Raw genomic sequence first — 26,959 nt, 5'->3', positions numbered from 1 at the left:
GTAACCTCGGGTCCCGGACGCGGGGCGCCGACCGAGGTCAACCGGTGATCTCCGGCCCCTTCTCGATGACCTGCTCCGCGACCTCGCGCATCGACAGCCGCAGGTCCATCGCCGACTTCTGGATCCAGCGGAACGACTCGGTCTCGCTGATCCCGAACGACTCCTGCAGCACCGACTTGGCCCGCTCGACGAGCTTGCGGGTCTCGAGCCGGTCGGCGAGGTCGCGCGTCTCGGACTCGAGCGCCGTGATCTCGCCGAACCGGCTGCGGGCCATCTCGATCGCGGGCGCCAGGTCCGACTTCCGGAACGGCTTGACCAGGTACGCCATGGCCCCTGCCTCGCGGGCCCGTTCGACGAGGTCACGCTGGCTGAAGGCCGTCAGCAGGACGACCGGCGCGAGACGCTGGTCGGCGATGCGCGAGGCCGCCTCGATCCCGTCCAGGCGCGGCATCTTGATGTCCATCAGGACGACGTCGGGCCGGTGCTCGGTCACCAGCGCGATCGCCTGCTCGCCGTCCGAGGCCTGGGCGACGACGTCGTACCCCTCCTCGGCGAGCATCTCCGCGAGGTCGAGCCGGATGAGTGCCTCGTCCTCGGCGATGACGACGCGGACGGGCGGGGTCGCGGGGTCACGGGGTGGGGTCACATGAGAAGGTTATCGGGCTTCACAGCCGGCCGACATGGCGGAATGGTAGACGCGATGGTCTCAAAAACCATTGTCCGAAAGGGCGTGCGGGTTCGAGTCCCGCTGTCGGCACCGAGGCTCAGGCCTGGATGTCCTGGTACGCCGGGACGACCCGGTTGATCGCGTCACCGATGCGGTGGATGCGCAGGGCGTTGGTGGAGCCCGGGATGCCCGGGGGTGCACCGGCCACGACGACGACCTCTTCACCCTCGGAGCAGCGAGCCGCCTCCAGGAGCGCCTTGTCGACCTGCATGACCATCTCGTCGGTGTGCACGACCTCCTTGACCAGGAGGGTCTCGACCCCCCAGGTCAGCGCGAGCTGGTTGCGCACGTGCTCGTGCGGGGTGAACGCGAGCACGGGGATGTGCGAGCGGTAGCGGGCCATGCGGCGCGCCGATCCGCCCGTCGTGGTGAAGGCCACGAGGTAGCGGGCGTCGACCGCCTCGCCGACCTGCTGCGCGGCCTTGCACACGATGCCGGTGCGGGTGCGCGCCTGCCACGTGTAGGCGGCCATGCGCGGAAGGCCGTGGTCCTCGGTGGACTCCACGATGCGCGCCATCGTGCGCACCGTCTGGATCGGGTACTCCCCCACGCTGGTCTCGCCCGACAGCATCACCGCGTCGGCGCCGTCGAGCACCGCGTTGGCGACGTCGGACGCCTCGGCCCGGGTGGGACGCGGGGCCGAGATCATCGACTCGAGCATCTGGGTCGCCACGATGACCGGCTTGGCGTTGCGCCGCGCCTTCTCGACGATGAGCTTCTGGACGATCGGCACGTCCTCGAGCGGCAGCTCGACGCCGAGGTCGCCGCGCGCCACCATGAAGCCGTCGAAGGCGTCGACGATGTCGTCGAGCGCGTCGACGGCCTGGGGCTTCTCGATCTTGGCGATGATCGGACGGTGGATGTCCTCCTCGCTCATGATCTTGCGGACGTCCTCCGCATCACGCGCCGAGCGCACGAACGACAGGGCGATGAAGTCGACGCCGGCGCGCAGCGCGAACCGCAGGTCGTCGATGTCCTTGGCGCTCATGGCCGGGACGCTGACGGCGACGCCGGGCAGGTTGAGGCCCTTGTTGTTGCTGAGGACGCCGGCCGTCTCGGCGATCGTGACGACCTCGGTCGAGGTGACCTCGAGCGCGCGCAGACGCACCCGACCGTCGTCGACGAGGATCTCGTCGCCCGGGGAGACGTCACCGGGCAGGCCCTTGTAGGTCGTGGAGCACCGCTCCTGGTTGCCGTCGACGTCCTCGATCGTGATCGTGAAGCGGTCGCCGAGCGCGAGCTCCACGGGCCCGCCGGAGAACCGCCCGAGCCGGATCTTGGGCCCCTGCAGGTCCGCGAGCACGGCGATCGCCTTGCCCGTCTGCGCCGCGGCGGCGCGCACGAACTCGAGATTCGACTGGTGGTCGGTCTGCTCGCCGTGGCTCATGTTCAGGCGGGCCACGTCCATGCCGGCCTCGGCCAGCTGGAGGATCCGCTCGGCGGTGTTGACCGCGGGGCCGAGGGTGCAGACGATCTTGGCTCTACGCACCCCTTGAGCCTATCGACCCTCACCCATTACCCGACAGTCACGACCCACATTGCCGCTCGCGAGAGAGTTTGTTGCGCTCGCGAGAGACTTTGCGCAGGCCAGGAGGCCACAATTTCTCTCCTGACCACCAACAAAGTCTCTCGCGAGCGGCACCTGCCTCAGACGACGAGGGGGCGGGCGGTCGGGGGGATGGGGCTCGGGAGAGTCGTCGAGCCCTGGAGGTAGGCGTCGACGCCGGCAGCGGCGCCGCGACCCTCCGCGATGGCCCACACGATGAGCGACTGACCACGGCCGCAGTCACCCGCGACGAAGACGCCGGGGACGCTGGACATGTAGTTCTTGTCGCGCTTGACGTTGCCCCGCTCGTCGAGCTCGACCCCGAGCTGCGCCACGACCCCGTCGGTCTCCGGGCCGGTGAAGCCCATCGCGAACAGCACGAGCTGCGCCGGGATGACCCGCTCCGTGCCCTCGACCTCGGTGAACTTCCCGTCGACCATCTCGACCTCGCTGATGCGCAGGCCGCTGACGTTGCCGTGCTCGTCGCCGATGAACTCCTTGGTCGAGACCGCGTAGACGCGGTCGCCGCCCTCCTCGTGCGCCGAGGCGACGCGGTAGGTCATGGGGTAGGTCGGCCACGGCTGGTTCTCCGGGCGCTCCTCCCCCGGCTGCGGCATGATCTCCAGGCTCGTGATGCTGCGGGCGCCCTGACGGATCGAGGTGCCCAGGCAGTCCGCGCCGGTGTCGCCGCCGCCGATGATCACGACGTCCTTGTCGGTCGCCACGATCTGGTCCTCGACCTCTTCACCGAGCGCAGCGCGGTTGGCCTGCGGGAGGAAGTCCATCGCCTGGTGGATGCCCTGGTGCTCGCGCCCGTCGATCGGCAGGTCGCGGCGCACCGTGGCACCCGTGGCCAGCACGACGGCGTCGTACCGGTCGCGCAGCTGGCTGCCCGTGAGGGTCTCGCCGACCTGGACCCCGGTGCGGAAGACCGTGCCCTCGCGCTGCATCTGGGCGATGCGACGGTCGACCTGGACCTTTTCCATCTTGAACTCGGGGATCCCGTAGCGCAGCAGGCCGCCCGGCTTGTCGTCACGCTCGTACACCGCGACGGTGTGACCGGCACGCGTCAGCTGCTGCGCGACGGCCAGACCCGCCGGGCCCGAGCCGATGACCGCGACCGTGCGCCCGGTCAGGAACTCCGGCGCCTGGGGCTTGACGTTGTTCTGCTCCCACGCCTTGTCGATGATCGCGACCTCGACGTTCTTGATCGTGACGGGGTCGCGGTTGATGCCCACGACGCACGCCGTCTCGCACGGCGCCGGGCACAGCCGCCCGGTGAACTCCGGGAAGTTGTTGGTGCGGTGCAGCCGGTCGATCGCGTCGTCCCAGTCGTCGCGCCAGACCAGGTCGTTCCACTCCGGGATCAGGTTGCCCAGCGGGCAGCCCTGGTGGCAGAACGGGATGCCGCAGTCCATGCAGCGTCCGGCCTGCTCGGAGATGATCGGCAGGAGCGCCTTGCCCGGACCACCCGGGTAGACCTCCTTCCAGTCGTGGACCCGCTCCTCGACGGGCCGCCGGGGGGCGACCTCTCGGGGCGTCGTGATGAATCCCCTGGGATCAGCCATTCGCGGCCACCTCCATCATGCGTGCAGTCGTCTCGTCGTCGGACAGCCCTTCGGCCTGGGCGGCGGCCTGCGCCTCGAGCACCTTGCGGAAGTTGACCGGCATGATCTCGACGAAGCGCTCGAGCGAGGCCGGCCAGTCGGCCAGCAGCCGTTCGGCGAGCTCCGAGCCGGTCTCCTCGGCGTGCCGGCGCACGAGCTGCTGGAGCTCCTCGGCGCTCTCGGCCGGGACGGCGCGCGTCTCGACCATCTCGCGGTTGACCAGCGACTCGTCGAGGTCGAGGACCCAGGCGATGCCACCGCTCATGCCGGCGGCGATGTTGCGACCGGTCGGGCCGAGGATGGCGACGCGACCGCCGGTCATGTACTCCAGCGCGTGGTCGCCCACCCCCTCGACCACCGCGCGAGCACCGGAGTTGCGGACGCAGAAGCGCTCGCCCACCCGGCCCCGCAGGAAGATCTCGCCGCCGGTGGCCCCGAAGCCGATGACGTTGCCGGCCACGATGTGGTCCTCGGCGACGATCTTCGCCTCGCGCGGCGGACGCACGATCAACCGGCCGCCGGAGAGGCCCTTGCCGACGTAGTCGTTGCCGTCGCCCTCGAGGCGCAGCGTGATGCCGCGGGGCACGAACGCGCCGAACGACTGACCGGCCGCACCCGTGAAGGTGATGTCGATCGTGTCGTCAGGCAGTCCCTCGCCCCGGTAGCGCTTCGTGACCTCGTGGCCGAGCATCGTGCCGGTCGTGCGGTTGACGTTGCGGATCGCGATCTGCGCACGCACGGGCTCGCCCCGCTCCAGCGCATCGGCGCTGAGCGCGATGAGCTCGGTGTCCAGGGCCGCGTCGAGGCCGTGGTCCTGCGTCGTGGTGCAGTGTCGGGCTGCGCCCTCGGGGAGCTCGGGCACGTGGAAGATGGGCGACAGATCCAGGCCCTGCGCCTTCCAGTGGTCGACCGCCCGACGCGTGTCGAGGACCTCGGCGTGGCCGACGGCCTCCTCGATCGTGCGGAATCCCAGCTCGGCCAGGATCTCGCGGACCTCCTGCGCGATGAACTCGAAGAAGTTCACGACGTACTCGGCCTTGCCGGAGAACTTCTCCCGCAGCTGCTGGTTCTGCGTCGCGACGCCCACAGGGCAGGTGTCGAGGTGGCAGACGCGCATCATGATGCAGCCGCTCACGACGAGCGGGGCCGTCGCGAAGCCGAACTCCTCCGCACCCAGCAGGGCGGCGATGACGACGTCGCGGCCGGTCTTCAGCTGGCCGTCGCACTGCACGACGATGCGGTCACGCAGCAGGTTGAGCAGCAGCGTCTGCTGGGTCTCGGCCAGGCCGAGCTCCCACGGTCCGCCCGCGTGCTTGAGCGACGTCAGCGGCGAGGCGCCGGTGCCGCCGTCGTGGCCGGAGATCAGCACGACGTCGGCCTTGGCCTTCGAGACGCCTGCCGCGACCGTGCCCACTCCGACCTCGGAGACGAGCTTGACGTGCACACGCGCCGACGGGTTGGCGTTCTTCAGGTCGTGGATGAGCTGCTTGAGGTCCTCGATCGAGTAGATGTCGTGGTGCGGCGGCGGGCTGATGAGGCCCACGCCCGGCGTGGAGTGCCGGGTCTTCGCGACCCACGGGTACACCTTCGGTCCGGGAAGCTGGCCGCCTTCACCGGGCTTGGCACCCTGCGCCATCTTGATCTGGATGTCGTCGGCGTTGGTCAGGTACTCCGAGGTGACGCCGAAGCGCCCCGAGGCGACCTGCTTGATCGACGACCGACGCTCGGGGTCGTACAGCCGCTCCGGGTCCTCGCCGCCCTCGCCGGTGTTGGACTTGCCGCCGAGGCGGTTCATCGCGATCGCCAGCGTCTCGTGCGCCTCCTGGCTGATCGAGCCGTAGCTCATCGCGCCGGTGGAGAACCGCTTGACGATCTCGCTGACCGGCTCGACCTCGTCGATCGAGATCGGCGCACGCTCGCCGTCCTTGAACGCGAACAGGCCGCGCAGCGTCATGAGCCGCTCGGACTGGTCGTCGACGCGCGAGGTGTACTGCTTGAAGATGTCGTAGCGACCCGTGCGGGTCGAGTGCTGCAGCCGGAAGACCGTCTCGGGGTCGAAGAGGTGCTCGGGGCCCTCACGACGCCACTGGTACTCGCCGCCGACCTCGAGCATCCGCGGGCCGGCGATGCCGGACGTGGGGTAGGCGACGGCGTGACGGGCCGCGACCTCGGCCGCGATCACGTCGAGGCCGACGCCGCCGAGCTTGCTCGACGTGCCGGTGAAGTAGGCGTCGATGACGTCCTGCTCCAGGCCGATGCACTCGAAGATCTGGGCGCCGGTGTACGACGACACCGTCGAGACACCCATCTTGCTCATGACCTTGAGCACGCCCTTGCCGAGGCCGTAGACGATGTTGCGCGCGGCCTTGGACGGCTCGACGCCCTGCACGAAGACGCCCTCGCGGGCCAGGTCCTCGCCGGTCTCGAGCGCCAGGTACGGGTTGACGGCCGTGGCGCCGAACCCGATCAGCAGCGCGACGTGGTGTACCTCGCGCACGTCTCCGGTCTCGACGATCAGACCGGCCTGCGTGCGCAGCTTCTCGCGCACCATGTGGTGGTGCACCGCGCCGGTCAGCAGCAGGGACGGGATCGGCGCCAGGTCGGCGTTGGAGTGCCGGTCCGACAGCACGATGATGCGGGCGCCGTCGGCCACCGCGCGCGACACGTCGGCGCAGATCTCGTCGATCTTGTCCTTCAGGGCGCGTCCGCCGCCGGCGACGTCGTACAGACCCCGCACGACGTGCACGCTGAACCCCGGCATGTCGCCGTCCTTGTTCATGTGCCGGATCTTGGCGAGCTCGTCGTTGTCGATGACGGGGAACGGCAGCTGCAGCATGCGGCAGCTCGCGGGGCTCGGGTCGAGCAGGTTCTTCTCCGGGCCCATCGTGCCGGCCAGCGAGGTCACGATCTCCTCGCGGATCGAGTCCAGCGGCGGGTTGGTGACCTGCGCGAAGAGCTGGCTGAAGTAGTCGAAGAGCTGCCGGGGGCGCTCGGAGATGGCCGCGATCGGCGTGTCGGTGCCCATGGACCCGATGGCCTCGGCGCCGGTGCGGGCGATGGGCGCGACGAGCTTGCGCACCTCCTCCTCGGTGTACCCGAAGACCTGCTGGCGGCGGGTGACCGAGGCGTGCGTGTGCACGATGTGCTCCAGGTCGGGCAGGTCCTCGAAGCGGACCAGGCCGGAGTAGAGCCACTCGTCGTAGGGGTGCTCGGAGGCGAGCTGGCCCTTGATCTCGTCGTCCTCGATGATGCGGTGCTCGTCGAGGTCGAGCAGGAACATCCGGCCCGGCTCGAGGCGGCCCTTGCGGACGATCGAGGCCTGGTCGAGGTCGAGCACGCCAGCCTCCGAGGCCAGCACGACGAGGCCGTCGTCGGTGACCCAGAAGCGGCCCGGACGCAGGCCGTTGCGGTCCAGGACCGCACCGATCTGGGTGCCGTCGGTGAAGGTCACGCAGGCGGGCCCGTCCCAGGCCTCCATGATCGAGGAGTGGAACTCGTAGAACGCCCGGCGGGCGGGGTCCATGACCGTGTCGTTCTCCCACGACTCCGGGATCATCATCATGACGGCGTGGGGCAGGGTGCGACCGCCCAGGTGCAGCAGCTCGAGCACCTCGTCGAGCGAGGCGGTGTCGCTGCCGTGCGGGTCGCAGATCGGGAACAGGCGCGAGATGTCGCCCGGGATGAGGTCGCTCTCGAGCAATGCCTCGCGCGCCCGCATCCAGTTGCGGTTGCCGCGCGCGGTGTTGATCTCGCCGTTGTGGGCCACGAAGCGGAACGGGTGCGCCAGGGGCCAGCTGGGGAAGGTGTTGGTGGAGAACCGGCTGTGCACGATGGCCAGCGCCGACTCCATGCGCTCGTCACGCAGGTCGGGATAGAACGCGTCGAGCTGCTCGGTCGTGAGCATGCCCTTGTAGACGAAGGTGCGGGCCGACAGCGACGGGAAGTACACGTCGTTCTCGTGCTCGGCGCGCTTGCGCAGGCCGTAGGTGTGGCGGTCGAGCTCGACGCCCTCGAGCGAGCCGTCGGGCGAGGTCACGAACAGGGTCGAGAAGCTCGGCATCGCCCCCAGGGCCATGTTGCCGAGGATCGACGGATCGACCGGGACGTCGCGCCAGCCCAGGAACGTCAGGCCCTCCTCGGCGGTCAGCGCCTCGATCGCCGCCTTGGCCTCGGCGGCCCGGTCGGCGTCGGCCGGCAGGTAGGCGATGCCCGCGGCGTACCGGCCCGGCTCGGGCAGGTCGACGTCGGCCACGGCCCGCAGGAAGCGGTCCGGGACCTGCAGGAGGATGCCCGCACCGTCGCCGGTGTCGGGTTCGCCGCCCACGGCGCCACGGTGGTCGAGGTTGCGCAACGCCGTGAGCCCTTTGGCCACGATGTCGTTGCTGGCCACACCCGTGAGCGTGGCCACGAAGGCGACACCGCACGCGTCGTGCTCGTTCGCCGGGTCGTACAGGCCCTGGGCGGTGGGAAGGCTGGAGAACAAGGCGCTCACATGAGTCCCCTTCAGCGTCGTCGACAAGTCGTGCATTCCGTGGACGACGTTGGCCGCGGCAGCAGTCCATCATGACACGCGCCGGACACACGGACGAATCAGGCCCGCCTCAGTGCGACCATCCCGCCCCGCAGTGGCTCCTGGCGCCCTACCCTGTCCGGGACCTGTGGTGGCGTTCGCTGTCCGGTCGCCCACCTGCGACTGACAGGACCGCCGCCCGTGACCGACGCCCCGCCGCCCGGCGGTCCTGACCGCGACCCCTTCGGCCAGCCCGTACAGACGCCACCGGCGCAGCGGTATCCCGCGTACCCGCCTCAGCCGTGGTACCCGGGATGCCCGCCCTATCCGCCGGGTCCCCCACAGCCGGGCGAGGACGCCGCGGCCTCCCGCACCAAGGCGGTCTGGGCCCTGGTACTCGCGATCCTTCCCCTGTGCCTGACCTGGATCGCGGCGGCCGTGCTCGCGATCATGGTCCTCGTCGGCCCTCACGACGGTCAGCGGCGCGGTCGGGGGATGGCGTGGGCCTCGCTCGTGATCGTGACGTTGTGGACGATCGGGAGCGTGATCCTCGCGGTCGTGCTGATCGCCTCCGTGCCGGCCGACCGCGACGACAACGGCGACATCACGTCCGGAGGCGAGGTCTCCGTGGAGGACCTGGTGGTCGGCGACTGCCTCGCGGAGGAGTTCAGCGGCCACGAGGAGAACGTCTACACCGTCAGCGCACGGCCCTGCGACGAGCCACACAACGGGGAGGTCTTCCACGACCTGGAGCTGACCGAGCCTGAGTTCCCGGGCGACGCCGAGATGAGCGAGATCGCCGACAGCACCTGCTACCAGGCGTTCGAGCCGTTCGTGGGACTGACGTACGAGGACTCCGAGCTCGACTTCTACTACTACGTGCCCACGGCACAGACGTGGAAGTACGGCGACCGCCTGGTCACGTGCGTCCTGATCAGCCCGGAGGACGTCTCGGAGACCCTCCAGGGCAGCGAGCGCTGAGCCGCACCCGGGGAACGCCTCAGACGCTGTAGGGGTCCAGCTCGTGCGCGAGCTGCTCCCCCACCCGCGCGACGACGTGGGTGCCGTCGGCCTCGTGGGCGATCGTCTCGATGTCGCCGGAGGTGTGGATCTGGTTCAGCAGGTCACCGCGCTCGTACGGCAGGACCAGCGAGACCTGCACGGCCGGACGGGGCAGATCGGCCTCGATCGCCCCGAGGAGCTCGTCGATGCCCTCGCCCGTGCGGGCGCTGACCACGACCGCGTGCGGTTCCCGGGTCAGCAGGCGGGCCAGCGCCACCTGGTCGGCCTGGTCGGCCTTGTTGACCACGACGATCTCGGGCACGTGGATCGCCTCGATGTCGGCGAACACCTCGCGCACCGCGGCGAGCTGACCCTCCGGATCGGGATGGGAGCCGTCGACGACGTGCAGGACCAGGTCGGCGTCACCGACCTCCTCCAGCGTCGAGCGGAAGGCCTCGACCAGCTGGTGCGGCAGGTGACGGACGAAGCCGACGGTGTCCGACAGCGTGTAGACGCGTCCGTCGGAGGTCTCGGTGCGGCGCGTCGTCGGGTCCAGGGTCGCGAACAGGGCGTCCTCGACCAGCACGCCGGCGCCGGTGAGCCGGTTGAGCAGGCTCGACTTGCCGGCGTTGGTGTACCCGGCGATCGCGACCGACGGCACCTCGTGGCGACGGCGGTTGGCCTTCTTGGTGTCCCGCGTCGTGCGCAGGTGCGCCAGCTCGCGGCGCAGCTTGGCCATCTTGGCCTGGATGCGCCGGCGGTCGGTCTCGAGCTTGGTCTCACCGGGGCCGCGACCACCGATGCCCTCGCCTCCGGCGGCACGTCCGCCCGCCTGGCGCGAGAGATTGCCGCCCCAGCCACGCAGACGCTGCGTCTGGTACTGCAGCTGGGCGAGCTCGACCTGCGCCTTGCCCTCGGCGCTCTTGGCGTGCTGCGCGAAGATGTCGAGGATCAGGGCCACGCGATCGACGACCTTGACCTTGACCCGGTCCTCGAGGTTGCGCAGCTGGCTCGGGGCCAGCTCCCCGTCGCAGATCACGGTGTCGGCGCCGGTCGCCTCCACGATCTCGTGCAGCTCGGCGACCTTGCCACTGCCGATGTACGTGGCCGGATCAGGCCGCGAACGTCGCTGGATCAGCGCGTCGAGCACCTCGGACCCGGCGGTCTCGGCCAGGAGCTTGAGCTCGGCGAGCGAGTTCTCGGCATCCTCGGCGCTGCCCTCGGTCCAGACACCGACCAGGACGACCCGCTCCAGGCGCAGCTGCCGGTACTCGACCTCGGTGATGTCCTCGAGCTCGGTGCGCAGACCGGCGACGCGGCGCAGCGACTGGCGTTCGGCGAGCTCCTGCCCGATCTCCTCGAACCCGGGCGACTCCACCGGGATCTCGGTCACGTCACGGTCCAGGTCGGCTCGACTCATGCGCGCCACTCCATCTCCCCCGCTGCCACGATGACGGCGGGACCTTCCAGCACGAGGCGATCGTCGGCCGTCCACTCGACGTGCACCGTGCCGCCCGGCACGTCGACGCGGTACCGGACGGGCGCCTCCCGCGTGGGCCGCGCCCCGTCGGCGAGCGCCGCGGCGAGTCCGACGGCGCAGGCACCCGTGCCGCACGACCGGGTCTCACCGGAGCCACGCTCGTGCACGCGCATCGCGACGTGGCGGTCGCCGCGTCGCTCCACGAACTCGATGTTGACGCCGTCGGGATAGACCCCGGCGTCGTACCCCGGCTGCTCCACCAGTGGTCCGGCGTCGGCCACCGCGTCGACGAACGCGACCGCGTGCGGATTGCCCGTGTGGACCTCCCGCGCCTTCCAGGCGTGGTCACCGACCGTGACCTCCGAGACGTCACCGACGACGAAGGGACCCATGTCGACCCGGAGGTCGTCGCCTGCCAGCGTGACGACCTTGACCCCGTCGCGGGTGCCGATCCGCACCGGGCTGGCGGCGTCGACGAGGGACTCCTCGACCAGGTGGCGCGCAAACACGCGCACGCCGTTGCCGCACATCTCGCTGATCGAGCCGTCGGCGTTGCGGTAGTCCATGAACCACTCCGCGCCCGCGAGATCGAGGTCGGGGTCGACGTCGATCGCGGCGGTCCGCACGACCCGCAGGACGCCGTCGGCGCCCAGGCCGCGGTGCCGGTCGCACAGCTCGGCCACGAAGCCCGGATCGAGGTCGCCGAGCACCCGGCCGTCGTGGTCGGGCAGCAGCACGAAGTCGTTCTCCGTGCCGTGTCCCTTCAGCCAGGTGAGGTGCATCCCTCCAGTCTAGGCCGGGTGCGGTGGTGACGAGGCGGCGGCGACCGCGCGGTCGACCAGGTCCGGCGCGTCGTGCGGCAGCCAGGTCACCCGGGGGTCCTTGCCGAACAGGCGCTCCTGACGTCGCGCGAACCGCTGCGTGCCGCGCACGGTGCGGTCACGGGCCTCCTGCTCGTCGATGCGCCCGGCGATCAGGTCGAGGACCTCGGCGTACCCGAGCGCGCGTGACGCCGTGGGCGAGTCAGCCAGCCCGCGGGCCGCCAGGGCCCGCACCTCCTCGACCAGGCCGGCCTCCCACATCGCGTCGACGCGGGCCGCCAGGCGTGCGTCGAGCACGTCGCGGTCGGCGGTGAGCCCCACGAGGGACACCGGGCCGATGACCGACTCGTACGCGGGCATGTGGGCGCGGAAGGGCTGACCGGTGAGCTCCAGCACCTCGAGGGCACGGACGATCCGGCGCCCGTTCGACGGCAGGATCTGGGCGGCCGCCGCGGGATCGCGTCCGGCCAGCTCCTGGTGCAGGACCGCCGACCCGACCTGGTCGAGGCGGCGCGTCCACCGCGCGCGGACGTCCGGGTCGGTCCCCGGGAAGTCGAGGTCGTCCAGCACAGCACGGACGTACAGCGACGAGCCGCCGACGACGACCGGCACGACTCCTCGGGCCTGGCAGTCGGCGACCGCCCGGCGGGCAGCGGTCTGGAACTGGGCCACCGACGCGGCCTGTGCGAGGTCGAGCACGTCGACGAGGTGGTGCGGGACGCCTCGCCGCTCGGCGACCGGCGTCTTGGCCGTCCCGATGTCCATGTCGCGGTACAGCTGGTAGGCGTCGGTGCTGATGACCTCGCCGCCGAGCCGGCACGCCAGCTCGATCGCTAGGTCGGACTTGCCCACCCCGGTCGGGCCCACCACGGCCACGAGGTGATCGACCCGTCCCATGGGCGCCATCCTCGCACCAGCACCTCGCCGCGTCGTCCGCGGCGCCGGCTCAGTCGGCTCACTCGTCCCAGCTCCACTGCGCGACCCACAGCCCCACGCCGAGCGGTGCACCGCGGTAGAGCAGGCGCGCCGTGACCTCGTGGTGGGCGGCCGCGGCGCGGAGCCATGCCAGCGCCGGCAGGCCACCGATCATCAGCTCGCGGACCGTGACGTGGTCCAGGTCGTCCAGCACCCGCAGGTCACCCGAGGCCAGCGCGGTCGACAGGCGTGCGTCGACCCCCTCGGCACGCGGATCGAGGTGTCCCGGAGCGCGCTCGCTGCGGCAGGCGGTGCCGTCGGCCACCACGAGCACGGCGTCGTCGCCCGCCCCCGTGGCACGTCCCGGTCCGGCGTACGCGCGTCGACCGCCCCAGCCGGCATCGTCCAGCAGCCAGGCTGCCGTGGCGAAGGCGACCGGCACCGGACCAGAGGCGACCTGGGCGGTGGAGACGCCGTAGGGCCGCAGGTCCAGGGCCGAGGTCTCGTCGGCGTCCTCGGGGGCGTCGGCCACCACCAGGACTCGACCCGGGCGCGTCGCGAGCAGTTGCTGCACCGCTGACCGAGCCGCGGCGCGGACCTCGTCGAGCTCGGGAGCCAGGCCCGAGATCGCCGGCACCAGCGCGGGCGACGCGGGGACGATCACGGCGGAGGGCACCGCACGAGCCTAGCCATGCCGGCCCGGCGCCACCGACCACGTGACACCATGTCCCCGTGGTCGATCCGCTGCCGCCCTACCCCCCTGCGCAGGACGCGTGGCGGTTCGCGCCCCCGCCGGTCTCGCGCCGGTGGCTCTGGATCGCGATCGGCACGAGTGTCGCCTCGGCCGTGGCCGTGGTCGGGCTCATCGTCGTCCTGATCGTGGCCGGTGGCTCGGACCTCCCGGCCTCGATCGACGAGCCCGAGATCATCGACGCCGTCGACGTCGGGTGCAACACCCTCGCGGCCGGGGTCGAGCCGGTCTCCGTCGACGGCCTGGCGGTCGACCGGCCGGCGCGCATCGAGGCCCAGACGTCCGTCGTCCGGGAGGTCGTCGCGAGCTGGCGCGACCTCGACGCCGACCTGCGCGCGTCCGACGAGCCCTTCGACGACTGGCTCGACGACTGGGACCGGCTGATCGAGGCGCGCGACGCCTACGTCACCGAGCTCCAGAGCAACCCGAACGCCCTGTTCGAGGAACCGGAGGTCGACGGGGAACCGATCGTCGACCGCATGGACGCCGTCATGACGGGGTGTCCGGTGCCGGAGACCCTGCTGAACCCCGACGCCGGCATCGCGCGCAACGCCTGACGGCGGCCGGTGTGACCCAGCCGACACCTCGATCCGGTTTGGATACATTGACGTATCGAATACGGGATCGTATCTTCAACGCGTGTCGACCTTTCTGTACGCCCTGGGCCGCTGGGCGTACGTCCACCACCGTCGCGTCGTCCTGCTCTGGGTCGCCGCGATCATCGCCGTGGGAGCAGCGGCTGCCGCGCTCGGCGACGGCACCCGCGACTCCTTCGAGATCCCGGGCACGGAGTCACAGGACGCGATCAACGCCCTCGACCGCACGTTTCCCGAGCTGAGCGGCGCCGGCGCGACGATGGTGATCGTCGCACCGGAGGGCGAGACGGTCGACGACGCCCGCACCCGCCGACTCGTGGAGGCGGCCGTCGCGCAGATCGCCACGATCGACAGCGTGACCGAGGTCGTGTCGCCCTTCGACGAGGGCAACGCCATCGGCATCTCCCCCGATCGGGAGGCCGCCCAGGTCCTGGTCCAGTTCGACGTCGGCCTGGAAGCGGTCGCCCCGTCGGCCAAGGACGACCTGATCGCCACGGCGACCGCCCTGGACGAGGCCGGCTACACCACGGCCTTCGGCGGCGACGTGTTCACCAGCACGGGTCCACAGCTCTCGATCGTCGAGATCTTCGGCGTCGTCATCGCCTTCATCGTGCTGTTCCTGATGTTCCGCTCGCTGCGAGCGGCCGTGATCCCGATCGTCACGGCGCTGGCCGGCGTCATCGTGGCGGTCGGCCTGACCTTCGCGGCGACCGGATTCGTCACGATCTCGAGCACGGCTCCGCTGCTCGCCCTGATGATCGGCCTCGCGGTCGGCATCGACTACGCCCTGTTCATCGTGTCGCGCCACCGCGAGCTCCTGGGCGAGGGCGTCGAGCCCGACGAGGCGACGGCCCGCGCCACCGCCACCGCCGGCTCCGCGGTCGTCTTCGCGGGTGCCACGGTCGTGATCGCCCTGGTCGGCCTCAGCATCGCGCGCATCCCGTTCCTGACCGTCATGGGCATCGTGGCGGCCTTCGCGGTCGTCGTGGCGGTCGCGGTCGCCCTCACCCTGCTCCCGGCGATGTTGGGACGAGCCGGCACCCGGCTCGCACCCGACCGTGAGCACCCGCCCGGAGCCTTCTCCCGGCGCTGGGTGCAGACCGTCATCCGGTTCCCCAAGACGGCCATCGTGCTGATCGTGGTCGGCCTGGCGATCACGACGATCCCGGCCCCCGACCTGCGCCTGGCCCTGCCCACGAACGGCTCCGCACCCCACGACTCGACGCAGCGCGAGGCGTTCGACCTGATCGACGAGTACTTCGGCCCCGGATTCAACGGCCCCCTGCTCGTCACGGCCGACCTCATCACCTCGACCGACCCGATCGGCGTCGTGGACGACGTCACGGCCGACATCCGGCGCCTGGACGGCGTGGCCGCGATCGGTCTCGCGACCCCGAACCGCACCGGAGACACCGGAGTCATCCAGGTCATTCCCACCTCCGGACCCGACGCCGTCGCGACCCACGACCTCGTCGACCGCCTCCGTGCCCTCGCTCCGGGCTGGGAGCAGGAGCACGGCGTCCAGGTGCAGGTCACCGGTCTGACGGCCGGGGGAATCGACATCTCCGACCGCCTGCAGTCGGCCCTGGTGCCCTTCGGGATCGTCGTGGTGGGCCTGTCGGTCCTCCTGCTGCTGATCGTGTTCCGCAGCGTCGTCGTCCCCCTGAAGGCCACGCTCGGCTTCCTGCTGTCGACGGGAACGGCCTTCGGCGCCGTCGTGGCGGTGTTCCAGTGGGGCTGGCTCGGACCCGTGGTCAACCTCGACTCCCCCGGACCGCTCATCAGCTTCCTGCCGATCATCCTCATGGCCGTGCTGTTCGGCCTGTCGATGGACTACGAGGTGTTCCTCATGTCGCGCATGAAGGAGGAGTACGTCCGCAGCGGCGATCCGCGCCGCGCGATCGTCGACGGGTTCGTCGGCAGCTCGCGCGTCGTGACCGCCGCGGCCGTCATCATGCTCGCGGTCTTCGCGGCCTTCGTGCCCGATGGCGACCCCAACATCAAGTCGATCGCCTTCGCGCTCGCGATCGGCGTCTTCGTGGACGCGTTCCTGATCCGCATGCTGTTCGCGCCGGCGGTCCTGCAGCTCTTCGGCGCCCGCTCCTGGCGCCTGCCGAAGCGCCTCGATCAGGTCCTGCCGCACATCGACGTCGAGGGCGAGGCACTGCACCGCCGGGTCGAGCTGCAGAGCTGGCCGCGTCGCGACTCCACGGCTGCGGTGACGGCCGCCGGACTGACCACGGCGGGCCCGCACGGTCCGGTCTTCAACGACGTCACGATCGACCTCCCGGAGCACGACTGGCTCGTCGTCCACGGGCCGAGCGGATCGGGCAAGACCGCACTGCTGCTGACCATCGCCGGACGGATGGACTACGACCAGGGACGACTGCGCGTCAACGGGCACCTGCTCCCCCAGGAGGCCCGCGCCGTGCGGCACTCGGTCGCCCTGGCCGAGATCGCGGGTCTCAACGACCTGGACGTCAACCTGACGGTCGACCAGCACATCGCCGAGCGACTGTCGATCCGTCGCTTCGGGCTCTGGGTGAGCAGGTCGCGGATCGCCCCGGTGCGCCAGCAGCTCGACCGTGCGCTCGCGCACGCCCACGCCGCGCACGGCGTGCCGCACGTCCCGGTCGAGGGCTCGGTGCCGGTCGGGCGCCTCTCGCCGCTGCAGCGCACGCTCCTCGGTGTCGTGCTCGCCCTGCAGGAGTCGCCTCGCGTCGTCGTCCTCGACGGGGCCGACGACCTCCGCATCGGCGACGACCTCGCCCTGCTCTGGGGCGCGCTCGAGCACCTCCTGGAGGACTCAGGGGCATCGCTCGTGGCGAGCGTCGTGTCCGTGAGCGCTGCGCCCCCGCCGTCCGACCGGGTCCACCTCCTGGAGCTGGACACCGCCCGCACCCTCGACGAGCTGATGCTGTGATGATCCCCTCCCCGTCCCTGCCCTGGTTCGAGCTCGCGCGTCTGCGCCGCAGCCGACTGGCCCGCGCGGCCGTCGTCGCGGTGACGATCGTCCCGCTCCTGTACGGCGCCCTCTACATCTGGGCCAACCTCGACCCGACCGGGAATCTGGACAAGATCCGGGCCGCGGTGGTCAACGAGGACGAGATCGTCGAGGTCACCGCACCCGACGGCACGACCCAGCCCGTCGCGATCGGCCGTGTGCTGGCCGCCGACCTCATCGGCGACGACGACGGCTCGAACTACGACTGGGTGCTGACCGACGCGAAGGACGCCTCCGACGGCCTGGCCTCGGGCGAGTACAAGGCCGTCCTCACGATCCCCGAGAACCTCTCGGCCGCCGCGACCTCGACCTCGGCAGATCCGGCGCAGGCCGTGCAGGGACAGCTCGACCTGCGCACCAACGACCGGGTCAACTACATCAACGGCACGATCGCCGAACGCATCCTGGACGCGGCCCGTACCGCGCTGAACGCCCAGGTCACCGAAACCTACCTCGACAACGTCTACCTCGGGTTCAGCGACATCCGCGCCTCGCTGCAGGAAGCGGCCGATGGCGCTGCCGACCTGGCCGGTGGGGCACGCGAGCTGGCCGACGGCACCAGTTCGGCCGCGACCGGGGCTCGGCAGCTCGCGGCCGGCAACCGCGAGCTGGCCGGCGGTGCCGCGCAGCTCGACGGCGCGGTCGGCCAGCTCGCCGCCGGGCTCGGCCTGCTGCGCTCCCAGACCGGGACCCTGGTCCAGGACACCCAGCGACTCGCAGACGGCGCGGGCCAGGTCGCCGCCGGCACCGACCAGGTCAACCAGACGGTGCAGACCGTCACCCAGCGGCTGCTGGACGCGACGAGCGACGCGGCCGCTGACATCGACGCCCTGGCCGCGCAGCTGACGACGCTGGCCGACCAGTGCGAGGCGGCGGGGCCGCCCGAGGGCTGCGCCCTGCTGCGCGAGGCCGCGAGCCGGTCCGGCGAGCTCACGGCGTTCGTCGGCACGGTCCGCGGGCAGGCCGAACAGGTCCGCGCCGACACCGCTGCACTGGCCGCGGGAGCCAACCAGGTGGCGGACGGCAACCGCCAGCTCGCCGGTGCCGTGCCCACGCTCGTCAGCGCTCTCGACCAGGCGGCCGGCGGCGCCTCGACCCTCGCCGACAGCACGGGGCGGCTCGCCGACGGGGCCGCCTCTGCCGCGTCCGGGGCCGACGACCTCGCGGCCGGGGTCGGCCAGCTGGCCTCGGGGGCCGATCAGCTCGCCGCGGGCTCGTCCGACCTCGCCGACGGCCTGGCCGCGGGCGTCGACCAGGTCCCCGACTACGACGAGCAGGAGCGGCAGAACCTCGCCTCGACCGTCGCCACGCCGATCGAGGACGCGGCCGACCGCGTCAACGGGGTCGCGAACTACGGCACCGCGCTGGCGCCCTACTTCATGGCCCTGGCCCTGTGGGTCGGCGCGATGGCGATCTACCTCCTGCTGCGCCCGCTGTCGGACCGGGCGATCGCGTCGACGGCCGGCAGCGCCAGGATCGCCCTGGCCGGCCTGGCACCCGGTCTGGTGCTCTCGGCCGTGCAGGCGCTCCTGCTCGTGGCCGTCGTCGAGGGGGTCGTCGGCATCCACGCGGAGGACCGTCTGCTCCTGGTCGGCACCGCACTGGCCGCAGGCGTCGTGTTCACCGCGGTGAACCAGATGTTCATCGCCCTGTTCGGCGCCGCCGGCCGGTTCCTCGCACTCGTCGTCGTGTGCCTGCAGCTGACCTCGGCCGGTGGCACGTACCCGATCGAGACGGCGCCGGGATTCTTCAACTTCTTCCACGACCTGCTGCCGATGACCTACGTCGTCGACCTGTTCCGGGCAGCCACGGCCGGCGGCGGGGAGTCGGTCGGGCGGGACTTCTTCGCGCTCGCGGTGTTCACGGTGCTGGCGCTGGCGGTCACGGTCGTCGCGGCCTACCGACGACAGCGGGTCACGATGGGCCGGCTGCACCCCGAGCTCGTCGTCTGATCCTCAGGTCGCGCAGGCGGGGGCCGGAGGCAGCGGCTCCGGCACGCCGAGACCTGGCATGCCGAGTCCGACCGGGGTGCCAGGCCTGACCTCGGTCGTGCCCCGGCGGGCGGCCCAGGCGTCGCCGGCGGCCGTCGTGCGCGCGCTCAGCGGCGGGAGGTCGCTCATCAGGTGGTGCGGAGCGGCCGAGGTGATCTCGACCTCCACGACGTCGCCGGGTCGCACCTGCGTGTCCGCCGGGACGAAGTGGACCAGACGGTTGTCGCGCGCACGCCCCGTGAGGCGCTCGGTCGCCCGGTCCTTCTTGCCGCTCGTGTCGGAGACGAGCAGCTCGACGCGCCGGCCCACGAGCGCCTGGTTCTCCGACCACGCGATCTCGTCGACGACCTCGGCCAGGCGCAGGTACCGCTCCTTGACGACCTCCGGGGCGATCTGGTCGTCGAGGTCGGCGGCCGGCGTGCCGGGGCGTGGGGAGTACTGGAACGTGAACGCGCTGCTGAACCGGGCACGGCGCACGACGTCGAGGGTCTGCTCGAAGTCCTCGTCGGTCTCGCCCGGGAACCCCACGATGATGTCGGTCGTGATCGCCGCGTCGGGCATCGCGGCGCGGACCCGATCGATGATGCCCAGGAACTTCTCGCGCCGATACGACCGGCGCATGCGCTTGAGGACGTCGTCCGAGCCCGACTGCAGCGGCATGTGCAGCTGCGGCATGACGTTGGGCGTCTCGGCCATCGCCGCGATGACGTCGTCGGTGAAGTCCTTGGGATGCGGACTCGTGAACCGCACCCGCTCCAGACCCTCGATCTGGCCGCACGCGCGCAGGAGCTTGCCGAACGCCTGCTTGTCGCCGAACTCGACGCCGTAGGAGTTGACGTTCTGGCCCAGCAGCGTGACCTCGACGACACCGTCGGCGACGAGCGCCTCAACCTCGGCGAGAACGTCGCCCGGGCGACGGTCGCGCTCCTTGCCGCGCAGGCTCGGCACGATGCAGAACGTGCAGGTGTTGTTGCAGCCCACGCTGATCGACACCCAGGCTGCGAACACCGAGTCGCGCTTGGTCGGCAGCGTCGACGGGAAGGTCTCGAGCGAGTCGAGGATCTCGACCTGCGCCTCGGACTGCACTCGGGCTCGCTCCAGGAGCACCGGCAGCGACCCGACGTTGTGGGTGCCGAAGACGACGTCGACCCAGGGGGCCTTCTCGGTGATGGTCGCGCGGTCCTTCTGCGCCAGGCAGCCCCCGACCGCGACCTGCATCCCGGGCTTCTCCGCCTTGAGGCTCGCGACGTGGCCCAGGTTGCCGTACAGCTTGTTGTCGGCGTTCTCGCGGACCGCGCAGGTGTTGAACACCACGAGATCAGGCGTGGCACCGCCGGCCTTCTCGGCGGCGGTGTACCCGGCCGTCTCGAGCAGACCGCTGATCCGCTCGGAGTCGTGCACGTTCATCTGGCACCCGTAGGTGCGCACCTCGTAGGTCTTCGTCATGACCCGTCAAGGATACGCGCCGACGACCCACAGACCGACCCGAGCCGACTCGCACACCACGCCTCCTGACACCGCCACCGGGTGGCGAGCAGACTGACGACATGCCGAACCACCCACGCACCATCGCCGCAGCAGCCGCCGAGCTCGGCGTGTCGGTCGACACACTGCGCTACTACGAACGGGACGGGCTGCTGCTGCGGGCCGTGCCTCGCGGCGGCAACGGTCACCGCACCTACACCGATGTCGACCTCGGGTGGATCGAGCTGGTGACCCGACTCCGGTCGACGGGGATGCCGATCCGCGACATCCGGCGCTACGCCGAGCTCGTCCGGGCCGGTTCCGGCAACGAGACCGAGCGCCTGGCCGTGCTGACCGCGCACCGCGACGAGGTCGTGCGCCAGCTCGAGGAGGTCTCGGCCCATCTGGTCGCCATCGAGACCAAGATCGCGACGTACCACGCCCGACTCCGCCCGCGCGAGAAGTCGGCCTGACCGAGGGCTTGACCTGGAGCGCACTCCAGGTTGTTGGCTGGGGTCATGACCATCAGCACACGCACGCTCGGCACCGCCACACCTCTGACCGTGTCCGCTCTCGGCCTCGGGTGCATGGGGATGTCGGAGTTCTACGGCACCCCGGACGAGGCCGGCGGAATCGCCACGATCCACCGCGCCCTGGATCTCGGAGTCACGTTCCTCGACACGGCCGACATGTACGGACCCTTCACCAACGAGCAGCTCGTCGGCCGGGCGATCTCCGGACGGCGCGAGGACGTGCAGCTCGCCACCAAGTTCGGGAACGAGCGCCTGCCGGACGGCACGCGCCTGGGGGTCAACGGCCGACCCGACTACGTGCGGCGGGCGTGCGACGCCTCGCTGGCGCGACTCGGGGTCGACCACGTCGATCTCTACTACCAGCACCGTGTCGACAAGTCCGTGCCGATCGAGGAGACCGTCGGCGCCATGCGTGAGCTGGTCGAGGCGGGGAAGGTCCGGCACCTCGGGTTGTCCGAGGCCTCGCCCGAGACGATCCGCCGCGCTCACGCGGTGCACCCGATCACGGCCCTGCAGACCGAGTACTCGTTGTTCACCCGTGACCTGGAGGCCGAGATCCTGCCGACCCTGCGCGAGCTGGGCATCGGACTGGTCGCCTACTCACCGCTGGGTCGCGGCCTCCTGACCGGCGCGGTCCCGGCCGACGGGTTCGCCGAGGGCGACAGCCGCGCGTCGGCCTACTTCCCCCGTTTCGCCGGGGAGAATCTGCGGGCCAATCTCGCCCTCGTCGACCAGGTGCGTCTTCTCGCCGACGACCTGGGCTGCACCCCGGGCCAGCTCGCTCTGGCCTGGGTGCACGCTCAGGGCGAGGACATCGTGCCGATCCCGGGCACCAAGCGGGTGGCCTATCTCGAGGAGAACGCCGCTGCGCTGGACCTCACGCTGAGCGAGCAGGACCTCGCGGCGCTGGCGGCCGCCGTTCCGTCGGGCGCGGTCGCCGGCGACCGCTACGGCGACCTGAGCACGATCGACGACTGAGGCCGAGTCGCGGCGGCTACTTCTTGGGGGTGACCCAGAGGTGGATCGTGCCGGCCACGACGACGGTGCCGTCCTCGCGGGTGGCCTTGACCGTGATCGGCACGTCCGGGCCATTCGCCCAGTCCTCGGGCGAGGACTCGGCCGTGCAGATCAGGTCGGTCGTGGACTTGGCGAGGTACTGGACCTCCATGCCCTTGGGCAGCCACCGCGCATCCTTCGGGCAGGTCGCCTCGGCCAGCAGACCCATGGCCGCCTCCAGGCCGTTGCACACCGCGATCGCGTGCACCGTGCCGATGTGGTTCTGCACGGCACGACGCTTGGGCAGCGAGATCTGGGCGAAGTGCGGGTTCATCTGGTCGACCCGCAGGTGGATCGAGCCGAAGTAGGGCGCCTTCTGGCTGAACGCCAGGGAGAACAGGCGCTTGCCCTGCGGGAGCGCACTGAGCTTGCGAAAGAGATCGTAGGTGGAGGCCATGACCCCGATGTTACTCGCAGGTAATGGTCGCCGGCCATCGAGGCTGCGTACCGTGGCGGCATGCCGCACGTGGTCGCTGAAACCTGGGTCCCGGTGAGCCCGGAGACCGCCTTCGCCGTGTCGCAGACGACCGGAGAGACCCGGCTGCGCTGGGACCCCTTCATCCGGCACCAGCACCTGATCGATGCTGAGGCGCCCGCCAAGGGCGTCCGGACCTACACCCGGGCCCGCGTGGGCCCGGCCATGATCAGCGAGTACGTCTCGTACCGACCGCCGACCTCGGTGGGGATGACGATGGTGCGGGGTCCCTGGTTCTTCGCGGTGTTCGGTGGCGGGTGGAGGTTCGTACCGGAGCAGCGTGCCGGCGTGGACGGCTGCCGCGCGACCTGGAAGTACAGCTACACGATCGCGCCGCGATGGCTGCGCCCGGTGGCCGAGCCGATCGGGCAGTGGGTGCTCGGGCGCGAGATCCGCACGCGGATCGCCGCCTGGGCGCGGGGCTGCACCGACCCGGAGGTCGTCGCCGCGATCGAACCGTGAATCCGGCCGCTCAGAGCGAGTCGAGCGGTTCGGGCTCGGCGCCCAGCTCGGACCGCACGACCTCGAAGGCCAGCCCCGGCGGATAACCCTTGCGCGCCAGCATGCCGACCAGCCGCCGGGTGCGGACCTGGTCGTCGAGCCCCCGCATGGTGCGGAGCTTGGCCTGCACCAACCGGTGGGCCGCCTGCCGCTCGGCCTCCGGATCGATCTCCGCCAGCGCCTCACGAGCGATCTCGTCGTCGACGCCCTTCTGGCGCAGCTCCATCGCCAGAGCGCGGCTGGCCAGCCCCTTGCCACGCTGGCGCCCCTCGACCCAGGAGCGGGCGAAGGCTGCGTCGTCGACGAAGCCGGCCGCCTCGAACCGGTCAAGCACTGCCGCGGCGATCTCGGCGGGCACCCGCCGCTTGGCGAGGGCCCGCTCGAGATCGGCCCGACTGTGCGCCCGCTCGGCCAACCGGTCGTAGAGGACCTTCATGGCGAGCGTGCGCGCCTCCTCGGGATCCAGGCCCGAGTCGGACTCGTCAGACTCCGCGTCGTGGTTCATCGAGCTCAGAAGTCGACCTCGGTGACCGAGGTGGGCTCGGCGTCGCCGGAGTCGTCGACCTCCTCGACAGCGGCATCGACACCCACGCCGAGGTGCTCCTTGACCCGGCGCTCGATCTCGAGGGCCAGATCAGGGTTGTCGGCGAGGAACTGACGAGCATTCTCCTTGCCCTGGCCCAGCTGATCGCCCTCGTAGGTGTACCAGGCGCCGGCCTTGCGCACGATGCCGGCGTCGACGCCCACGTCGATCAGCGAGCCCTCACGGCTGATGCCCTTGCCGTACATGATGTCGAACTCGGCCACCTTGAAGGGCGGGGCCAGCTTGTTCTTGACGACCTTGACCTTGGTGCGGTTGCCGACCATGTCGGTGCCGTCCTTCAAGGTCTCGATGCGCCGCACGTCGAGTCGGACCGAGGCGTAGAACTTGAGCGCCTTGCCACCCGTGGTGGTCTCGGGCGAGCCGAACATGACGCCGATCTTCTCGCGCAGCTGGTTGATGAAGATCGCCGTGGTGCCCGAACCGTTGATGGCGCCGGTCATCTTGCGCAGCGCCTGGCTCATGAGACGGGCCTGCAGGCCCACGTGGCTGTCGCCCATCTCGCCGTCGATCTCGGCCCGGGGCACCAGGGCCGCGACCGAGTCGATGACGATGATGTCGAGCGCACCGGAGCGGATGAGCATGTCGGCGATCTCGAGCGCCTGCTCACCGGAGTCCGGCTGAGAGATCAGCAGGGCGTCGGTGTCGACGCCGAGCTTGCGGGCGTAGTCGGGGTCGAGCGCGTGCTCGGCGTCGATGAAGGCGGCGACTCCGCCGGCCTTCTGGGCGTTGGCGACCGCGTGCAGCGCGACCGTGGTCTTGCCCGAGGACTCCGGGCCGTAGATCTCGACCACACGCCCGCGGGGCAGACCGCCGATGCCGAGCGCGACGTCCAGGGCCGTGGCTCCGGTGGGGATGACGTCGATCTTGGTGCGGCCTCGCTCCCCCAGACGCATCACGGCACCCTTGCCGTGGGCGCGGTCGATCTGGGCGATCGCGTTGTCGATGGCCTTGCTGCGCTGATCGGCGGAGCCGCCCTCACCGGTCAGGCGAGGGACGGGGGTCAGGGCTGTCTTGGGAGGCATCAGGAGATCCGTTCGGTCGTCGGTGGCGAGGCATCGTCGACGCTAGGAGAGCCCGCAGACATTTTGTGGACCTCATCGATCCGCCTGTGGGTCGATCCACCCTGTGGATCGGCGCTCTCGGTTACGTCACCTCACCTGTGACAATACGGGAACAGGTGTTCGAAGCAGGCGCGACACGCCGAACCGGCGTGCTCAGCGCTCCGAGGGGGGCAGCTGGAGACGGGCGTGCACCGCTCGCCAGACCTGCTTGGGGTCGACACCGCCGTCGAGCGCCTCGGTGGGCGTGCGGTGGTCGAGCTCGCCGATGACCTGGGTGTCGGCCCAGACGCGCGCGTAGGACTCCCCCAGGTGGAGGTCCATCCGCTCCCAGAACTCGCTGTGCCGCACCGTCGCCTCAGGCCGCCGAGGCCCGGACGCCGTCGGCGCCGATCGAGGACACGGTGGCCAGCGGGGCGGAGACGACCTCGTGCAGCTCCATCTGGTCGGCGACGTCACGCAGGACGGCCGAGAGCGGGACGTCGAGGGCTTCGGCGAGCGCCGCCAGGAGCTCGGAGCTGGGCTCCTTCTGACCGCGCTCGATCTCGGAGATGTAGCCGAGGCTGACGCGCGCCTTGCCAGAGACCTCCCGCAGCGTGAGACCGCGCTCGGCCCGGCGCGCGCGCAAAGTCTCGCCGACGAGCTGTCGCATCGTGGTCACGCGCTCACCTCCAGGTCTACCTCGGGTCTCTACTCCTGCTCAACGCCGGAAGGACCGAAGTTCTTCCGGCGGCCGTCAGGCTCTGACGTCAGCGTAGCGACTGCGTGCGACAGGCAGGAGGCCACGGTCTCCTGACGGATCGTGTCGCGGTCCCCGGCGAGGTCGAGACGCCAGTCGCGGGTGCCGTTCCGCGTAGCGACCGCGACGTGCACCCGACCCACCGGCTTGCCCTCGGTGGCGACGGGGCCGGCGTTGCCCGTGGTGGCCAGGCCGACGTCCGCACCGAGCCTGGCCCGCACTCCCTCGGCCATGGCCCGGGCGACCCGCGCGTCGATCGTGCCGACCTGGGCCACGAGCTCGGCCGGCACGCCGAGCACCGTGCTCTTGACCTCGGCCGCGTAGGCCACGACTCCCCCACGCACGACGGCCGAGGCCCCCGGCACCGACACCAGCGCGGAGCAGAGCGCGCCACCGGTCAACGACTCCGCCGTCGCGACGGTCATTCCGCGCTCGACCAGGGCTGCGATGAGGGAGGTCGCACCGACGTGCATCGACTCAGGCGTTCTGTGCCGCGAGCCACGCGGCGCGGAGCCGGCGGGCGTCGATGACGTACTGCACCCCGGTGACCATCGTGATGACGTACGCGACCGCCAGGAAGGCGTGGGCGACCCACATCGTGACGTCGCTGGCCGTGGTGTCCCAGATCTCCAGCGGCAGGCAGTACAGGCCGAGCGCCCCGGCCTGCATCGTGGTCTTGATCCGCCCGCCCTGGCTGGCCGGCATGACGCCGTACTTCGCGATGAACAGGCGCATGATCGTGATGCCCCACTCCCGCACCAGGGTCGTGATCGCGATGACCCAGAACAGCCAGTGGTCGAAGATGATGCCGAGCCCGATGAAGGCCATGCCGGTCAGCGCCTTGTCGGCGATCGGATCGGCGAGCTTGCCGAAGTCGGTCACCAGGCCCCGGCTGCGGGCGAGGTCGCCGTCGATGCGGTCGGTGATCATCAGCAGCGCGAACGCCACGAACGACCAGACCCGGGTCGAGACGTCCGAGCCGCCGTCGACCAGCAGGAGCCAGCCGAACACCGGGACACCGGCGATCCGCAGGACCGTCAGCGCGTTGGCGATGTTGAGGTTGCTCGGCGGCGGGCTGTCACGGGTACCGGACTGGGGGTCAGGCATGGAGGCCTCTCAGGCGGGGGCGGGACGCCTCAGTATGCGGCAGGGCCGCGGCGGCGCGCCAACTCGGCGACCGCCTGCTCCAGGTCGACCGTGGTCGCCAGGCCGACGGGCGTGGAGAAGACCTTGCGTCCGTCGAGGCTGATGACCTTGACGCGCGCGTCGTGACGGATACCGGCGCGAGGCTCGACGCGGATCTCGCCCATCTCGTCCCAGAGCAGCCCGGTCCAGCCGTCCTCGGTCTGCAGGCGCACGCCGTGGTCGTCGGCGACGAACAGCGGCGTCGACGGGTCCAGCGTGCCTCGCAGCAGCGTGAGGGCCAGCAGCGTCAGGACGCCCGTGCCGATCCACAGCAACGGCTCGGGGCGGTCGTAGGCGAACCAGCCCAGCCCGCCGGCGACGGCCAGGCACAGCAGTGCGACGAGGGCGTAGAGACCCACGCGCCGGTGGATCTCGAACGGCTCGTGCATCACGG

The 26,959-nt window shown here is 70.9% G+C and carries 24 protein-coding genes and 1 tRNA gene; 8 read left to right on the top strand and 17 right to left on the bottom strand.

The window, feature by feature from the left end:
* Nucleotides 1–37: 37 nt before the first annotated feature.
* On the bottom strand, nt 38–646 hold the full coding sequence (locus tag KAG51_RS03855) for a response regulator (RefSeq protein WP_290580800.1): 609 nt from the start codon (nt 644–646) through the stop codon (nt 38–40).
* 28 nt (nt 647–674) lie between these two features.
* On the opposite strand from KAG51_RS03855, the gene KAG51_RS03850 reads away from it, so the two are divergent.
* Nucleotides 675–757: transfer RNA gene (locus KAG51_RS03850), tRNA-Leu, on the top strand.
* Nucleotides 758–764: 7 nt separating this feature from the next.
* Here KAG51_RS03850 and pyk read toward each other — a convergent pair.
* From pyk to gltB, 3 genes are all read right to left on the bottom strand, one after another.
* Entirely contained in the window at nt 765–2,216 is a 1,452-nt protein-coding gene (pyk, locus tag KAG51_RS03845) for a pyruvate kinase (protein ID WP_290580798.1), read from the bottom strand.
* Nucleotides 2,217–2,374: 158 nt separating this feature from the next.
* Nucleotides 2,375–3,841, bottom strand: a complete 1,467-nt coding sequence (locus tag KAG51_RS03840; protein ID WP_290580796.1) for a glutamate synthase subunit beta — start codon at nt 3,839–3,841, stop codon at nt 2,375–2,377.
* The gene (gene gltB, locus KAG51_RS03835) at nt 3,834–8,372 is read right to left on the bottom strand and encodes a glutamate synthase large subunit (RefSeq protein ID WP_290580794.1); all 4,539 of its coding nucleotides are present in this window, start codon (nt 8,370–8,372) and stop codon (nt 3,834–3,836) included. The genes KAG51_RS03840 and gltB overlap by 8 nt, the downstream gene beginning before the upstream one ends.
* A gap of 219 nt (nt 8,373–8,591) precedes the next feature.
* Between gltB and KAG51_RS03830 the strand changes: the two genes are divergently transcribed.
* Nucleotides 8,592–9,371, top strand: a complete 780-nt coding sequence (locus KAG51_RS03830) for a DUF4190 domain-containing protein (protein WP_290580792.1) — start codon at nt 8,592–8,594, stop codon at nt 9,369–9,371.
* A gap of 19 nt (nt 9,372–9,390) precedes the next feature.
* Here the strand turns inward: KAG51_RS03830 and hflX are convergent, their stop codons facing one another.
* Genes hflX through KAG51_RS03810 form a run of 4 tightly spaced genes read right to left on the bottom strand, consistent with a single transcriptional unit; the run spans nt 9,391 to nt 13,284 of the window.
* The gene (gene hflX / locus KAG51_RS03825) at nt 9,391–10,812 is read right to left on the bottom strand and encodes a GTPase HflX (RefSeq protein ID WP_290580790.1); all 1,422 of its coding nucleotides are present in this window, start codon (nt 10,810–10,812) and stop codon (nt 9,391–9,393) included.
* Complete coding sequence (gene dapF / locus KAG51_RS03820; protein ID WP_290580788.1) at nt 10,809–11,654, bottom strand: diaminopimelate epimerase; 846 nt, start codon at nt 11,652–11,654, stop codon at nt 10,809–10,811. The genes hflX and dapF overlap by 4 nt, the downstream gene beginning before the upstream one ends.
* Before the next feature lie 9 nt (nt 11,655–11,663).
* Entirely contained in the window at nt 11,664–12,590 is a 927-nt protein-coding gene (gene miaA, locus KAG51_RS03815; protein ID WP_290580786.1) for a tRNA (adenosine(37)-N6)-dimethylallyltransferase MiaA, read from the bottom strand.
* Nucleotides 12,591–12,648: 58 nt separating this feature from the next.
* Nucleotides 12,649–13,284 (bottom strand): hypothetical protein, encoded by a 636-nt coding sequence (locus tag KAG51_RS03810; protein ID WP_290580784.1) that lies wholly within the window; start codon nt 13,282–13,284, stop codon nt 12,649–12,651.
* Nucleotides 13,285–13,340: 56 nt separating this feature from the next.
* On the opposite strand from KAG51_RS03810, the gene KAG51_RS03805 reads away from it, so the two are divergent.
* From KAG51_RS03805 to KAG51_RS03795, 3 genes are all read left to right on the top strand, one after another.
* Nucleotides 13,341–13,916 (top strand): hypothetical protein, encoded by a 576-nt coding sequence (locus tag KAG51_RS03805; protein ID WP_290580782.1) that lies wholly within the window; start codon nt 13,341–13,343, stop codon nt 13,914–13,916.
* Between the two features lie 82 nt (nt 13,917–13,998).
* On the top strand, nt 13,999–16,878 hold the full coding sequence (locus tag KAG51_RS03800) for an MMPL family transporter (RefSeq protein ID WP_290580780.1): 2,880 nt from the start codon (nt 13,999–14,001) through the stop codon (nt 16,876–16,878).
* Complete coding sequence (locus KAG51_RS03795; protein ID WP_290580778.1) at nt 16,878–18,911, top strand: YhgE/Pip domain-containing protein; 2,034 nt, start codon at nt 16,878–16,880, stop codon at nt 18,909–18,911. The genes KAG51_RS03800 and KAG51_RS03795 overlap by 1 nt, the downstream gene beginning before the upstream one ends.
* 3 nt (nt 18,912–18,914) lie before the next feature.
* On the opposite strand, the gene miaB is transcribed toward KAG51_RS03795, so the two are convergent.
* On the bottom strand, nt 18,915–20,396 hold the full coding sequence (gene miaB / locus KAG51_RS03790) for a tRNA (N6-isopentenyl adenosine(37)-C2)-methylthiotransferase MiaB (RefSeq protein ID WP_290580776.1): 1,482 nt from the start codon (nt 20,394–20,396) through the stop codon (nt 18,915–18,917).
* A 101-nt stretch (nt 20,397–20,497) separates the two neighbouring features.
* Here miaB and KAG51_RS03785 point away from each other — a divergent pair, with 101 nt between their 5' ends.
* Both KAG51_RS03785 and KAG51_RS03780 read left to right on the top strand, forming a co-directional pair.
* The gene (locus tag KAG51_RS03785) at nt 20,498–20,887 is read left to right on the top strand and encodes a MerR family transcriptional regulator (RefSeq protein WP_290580774.1); all 390 of its coding nucleotides are present in this window, start codon (nt 20,498–20,500) and stop codon (nt 20,885–20,887) included.
* A 45-nt stretch (nt 20,888–20,932) separates the two neighbouring features.
* Complete coding sequence (locus tag KAG51_RS03780; RefSeq protein ID WP_290580772.1) at nt 20,933–21,925, top strand: aldo/keto reductase; 993 nt, start codon at nt 20,933–20,935, stop codon at nt 21,923–21,925.
* Between the two features lie 16 nt (nt 21,926–21,941).
* Here KAG51_RS03780 and KAG51_RS03775 read toward each other — a convergent pair whose 3' ends face one another.
* Nucleotides 21,942–22,400 carry a hotdog fold domain-containing protein gene (locus KAG51_RS03775; protein WP_290580770.1) on the bottom strand — a complete coding sequence of 153 codons (459 nt, stop codon included), beginning with the start codon at nt 22,398–22,400 and terminating at the stop codon, nt 21,942–21,944.
* Between the two features lie 60 nt (nt 22,401–22,460).
* On the opposite strand from KAG51_RS03775, the gene KAG51_RS03770 reads away from it, so the two are divergent.
* Nucleotides 22,461–22,940, top strand: coding sequence for an SRPBCC family protein (locus KAG51_RS03770; protein ID WP_290580768.1), 480 nt, complete (start codon nt 22,461–22,463; stop codon nt 22,938–22,940).
* A gap of 10 nt (nt 22,941–22,950) precedes the next feature.
* Here the strand turns inward: KAG51_RS03770 and KAG51_RS03765 are convergent, their stop codons facing one another.
* The 7 genes from KAG51_RS03765 to KAG51_RS03735 form a co-directional block, all read right to left on the bottom strand.
* Complete coding sequence (locus tag KAG51_RS03765) at nt 22,951–23,484, bottom strand: regulatory protein RecX (RefSeq protein ID WP_290580766.1); 534 nt, start codon at nt 23,482–23,484, stop codon at nt 22,951–22,953.
* 5 nt (nt 23,485–23,489) lie between these two features.
* Complete coding sequence (recA, locus tag KAG51_RS03760; RefSeq protein ID WP_363316140.1) at nt 23,490–24,605, bottom strand: recombinase RecA; 1,116 nt, start codon at nt 24,603–24,605, stop codon at nt 23,490–23,492.
* A gap of 192 nt (nt 24,606–24,797) precedes the next feature.
* Entirely contained in the window at nt 24,798–24,992 is a 195-nt protein-coding gene (locus KAG51_RS03755; RefSeq protein ID WP_290580764.1) for a DUF3046 domain-containing protein, read from the bottom strand.
* 7 nt (nt 24,993–24,999) lie between these two features.
* The gene (locus tag KAG51_RS03750) at nt 25,000–25,302 is read right to left on the bottom strand and encodes a helix-turn-helix transcriptional regulator (protein ID WP_300232175.1); all 303 of its coding nucleotides are present in this window, start codon (nt 25,300–25,302) and stop codon (nt 25,000–25,002) included.
* 29 nt (nt 25,303–25,331) lie between these two features.
* On the bottom strand, nt 25,332–25,853 hold the full coding sequence (locus KAG51_RS03745) for a nicotinamide-nucleotide amidohydrolase family protein (protein WP_290580762.1): 522 nt from the start codon (nt 25,851–25,853) through the stop codon (nt 25,332–25,334).
* A gap of 4 nt (nt 25,854–25,857) precedes the next feature.
* Complete coding sequence (locus KAG51_RS03740) at nt 25,858–26,487, bottom strand: CDP-alcohol phosphatidyltransferase family protein (RefSeq protein ID WP_290580760.1); 630 nt, start codon at nt 26,485–26,487, stop codon at nt 25,858–25,860.
* 29 nt (nt 26,488–26,516) lie between these two features.
* The gene (locus tag KAG51_RS03735) at nt 26,517–26,957 is read right to left on the bottom strand and encodes a hypothetical protein (protein ID WP_290580758.1); all 441 of its coding nucleotides are present in this window, start codon (nt 26,955–26,957) and stop codon (nt 26,517–26,519) included.
* Nucleotides 26,958–26,959: the final 2 nt, after the last annotated feature.

Source organism: Aeromicrobium sp. (assembly GCF_023146395.1).
Lineage (GTDB): Bacteria > Actinomycetota > Actinomycetes > Propionibacteriales > Nocardioidaceae > Aeromicrobium.
This window is presented reverse-complemented; position numbering and strand designations above follow the sequence as displayed.

Bases quoted from the DNA above. Each gene is read 5' to 3' on its own strand.
- KAG51_RS03775 (WP_290580770.1), bottom strand. From the start codon at position 22,400: ATGGCCTCCACCTACGATCTCTTTCGCAAGCTCAGTGCGCTCCCGCAG.
- KAG51_RS03795 (WP_290580778.1), top strand. From the start codon at position 16,878: ATGATCCCCTCCCCGTCCCTGCCCTGGTTCGAGCTCGCGCGTCTGCGC.
- miaA (WP_290580786.1), bottom strand. From the start codon at position 12,590: ATGGGACGGGTCGATCACCTCGTGGCCGTGGTGGGCCCGACCGGGGTG.
- KAG51_RS03780 (WP_290580772.1), top strand. From the start codon at position 20,933: ATGACCATCAGCACACGCACGCTCGGCACCGCCACACCTCTGACCGTG.
- dapF (WP_290580788.1), bottom strand. From the start codon at position 11,654: ATGCACCTCACCTGGCTGAAGGGACACGGCACGGAGAACGACTTCGTG.
- KAG51_RS03840 (WP_290580796.1), bottom strand. From the start codon at position 3,841: ATGGCTGATCCCAGGGGATTCATCACGACGCCCCGAGAGGTCGCCCCC.
- hflX (WP_290580790.1), bottom strand. From the start codon at position 10,812: ATGAGTCGAGCCGACCTGGACCGTGACGTGACCGAGATCCCGGTGGAG.
- KAG51_RS03785 (WP_290580774.1), top strand. From the start codon at position 20,498: ATGCCGAACCACCCACGCACCATCGCCGCAGCAGCCGCCGAGCTCGGC.
- KAG51_RS03745 (WP_290580762.1), bottom strand. From the start codon at position 25,853: ATGCACGTCGGTGCGACCTCCCTCATCGCAGCCCTGGTCGAGCGCGGA.
- KAG51_RS03765 (WP_290580766.1), bottom strand. From the start codon at position 23,484: ATGAACCACGACGCGGAGTCTGACGAGTCCGACTCGGGCCTGGATCCC.
- miaB (WP_290580776.1), bottom strand. From the start codon at position 20,396: ATGACGAAGACCTACGAGGTGCGCACCTACGGGTGCCAGATGAACGTG.
- KAG51_RS03770 (WP_290580768.1), top strand. From the start codon at position 22,461: ATGCCGCACGTGGTCGCTGAAACCTGGGTCCCGGTGAGCCCGGAGACC.
- KAG51_RS03740 (WP_290580760.1), bottom strand. From the start codon at position 26,487: ATGCCTGACCCCCAGTCCGGTACCCGTGACAGCCCGCCGCCGAGCAAC.
- recA (WP_363316140.1), bottom strand. From the start codon at position 24,605: ATGCCTCCCAAGACAGCCCTGACCCCCGTCCCTCGCCTGACCGGTGAG.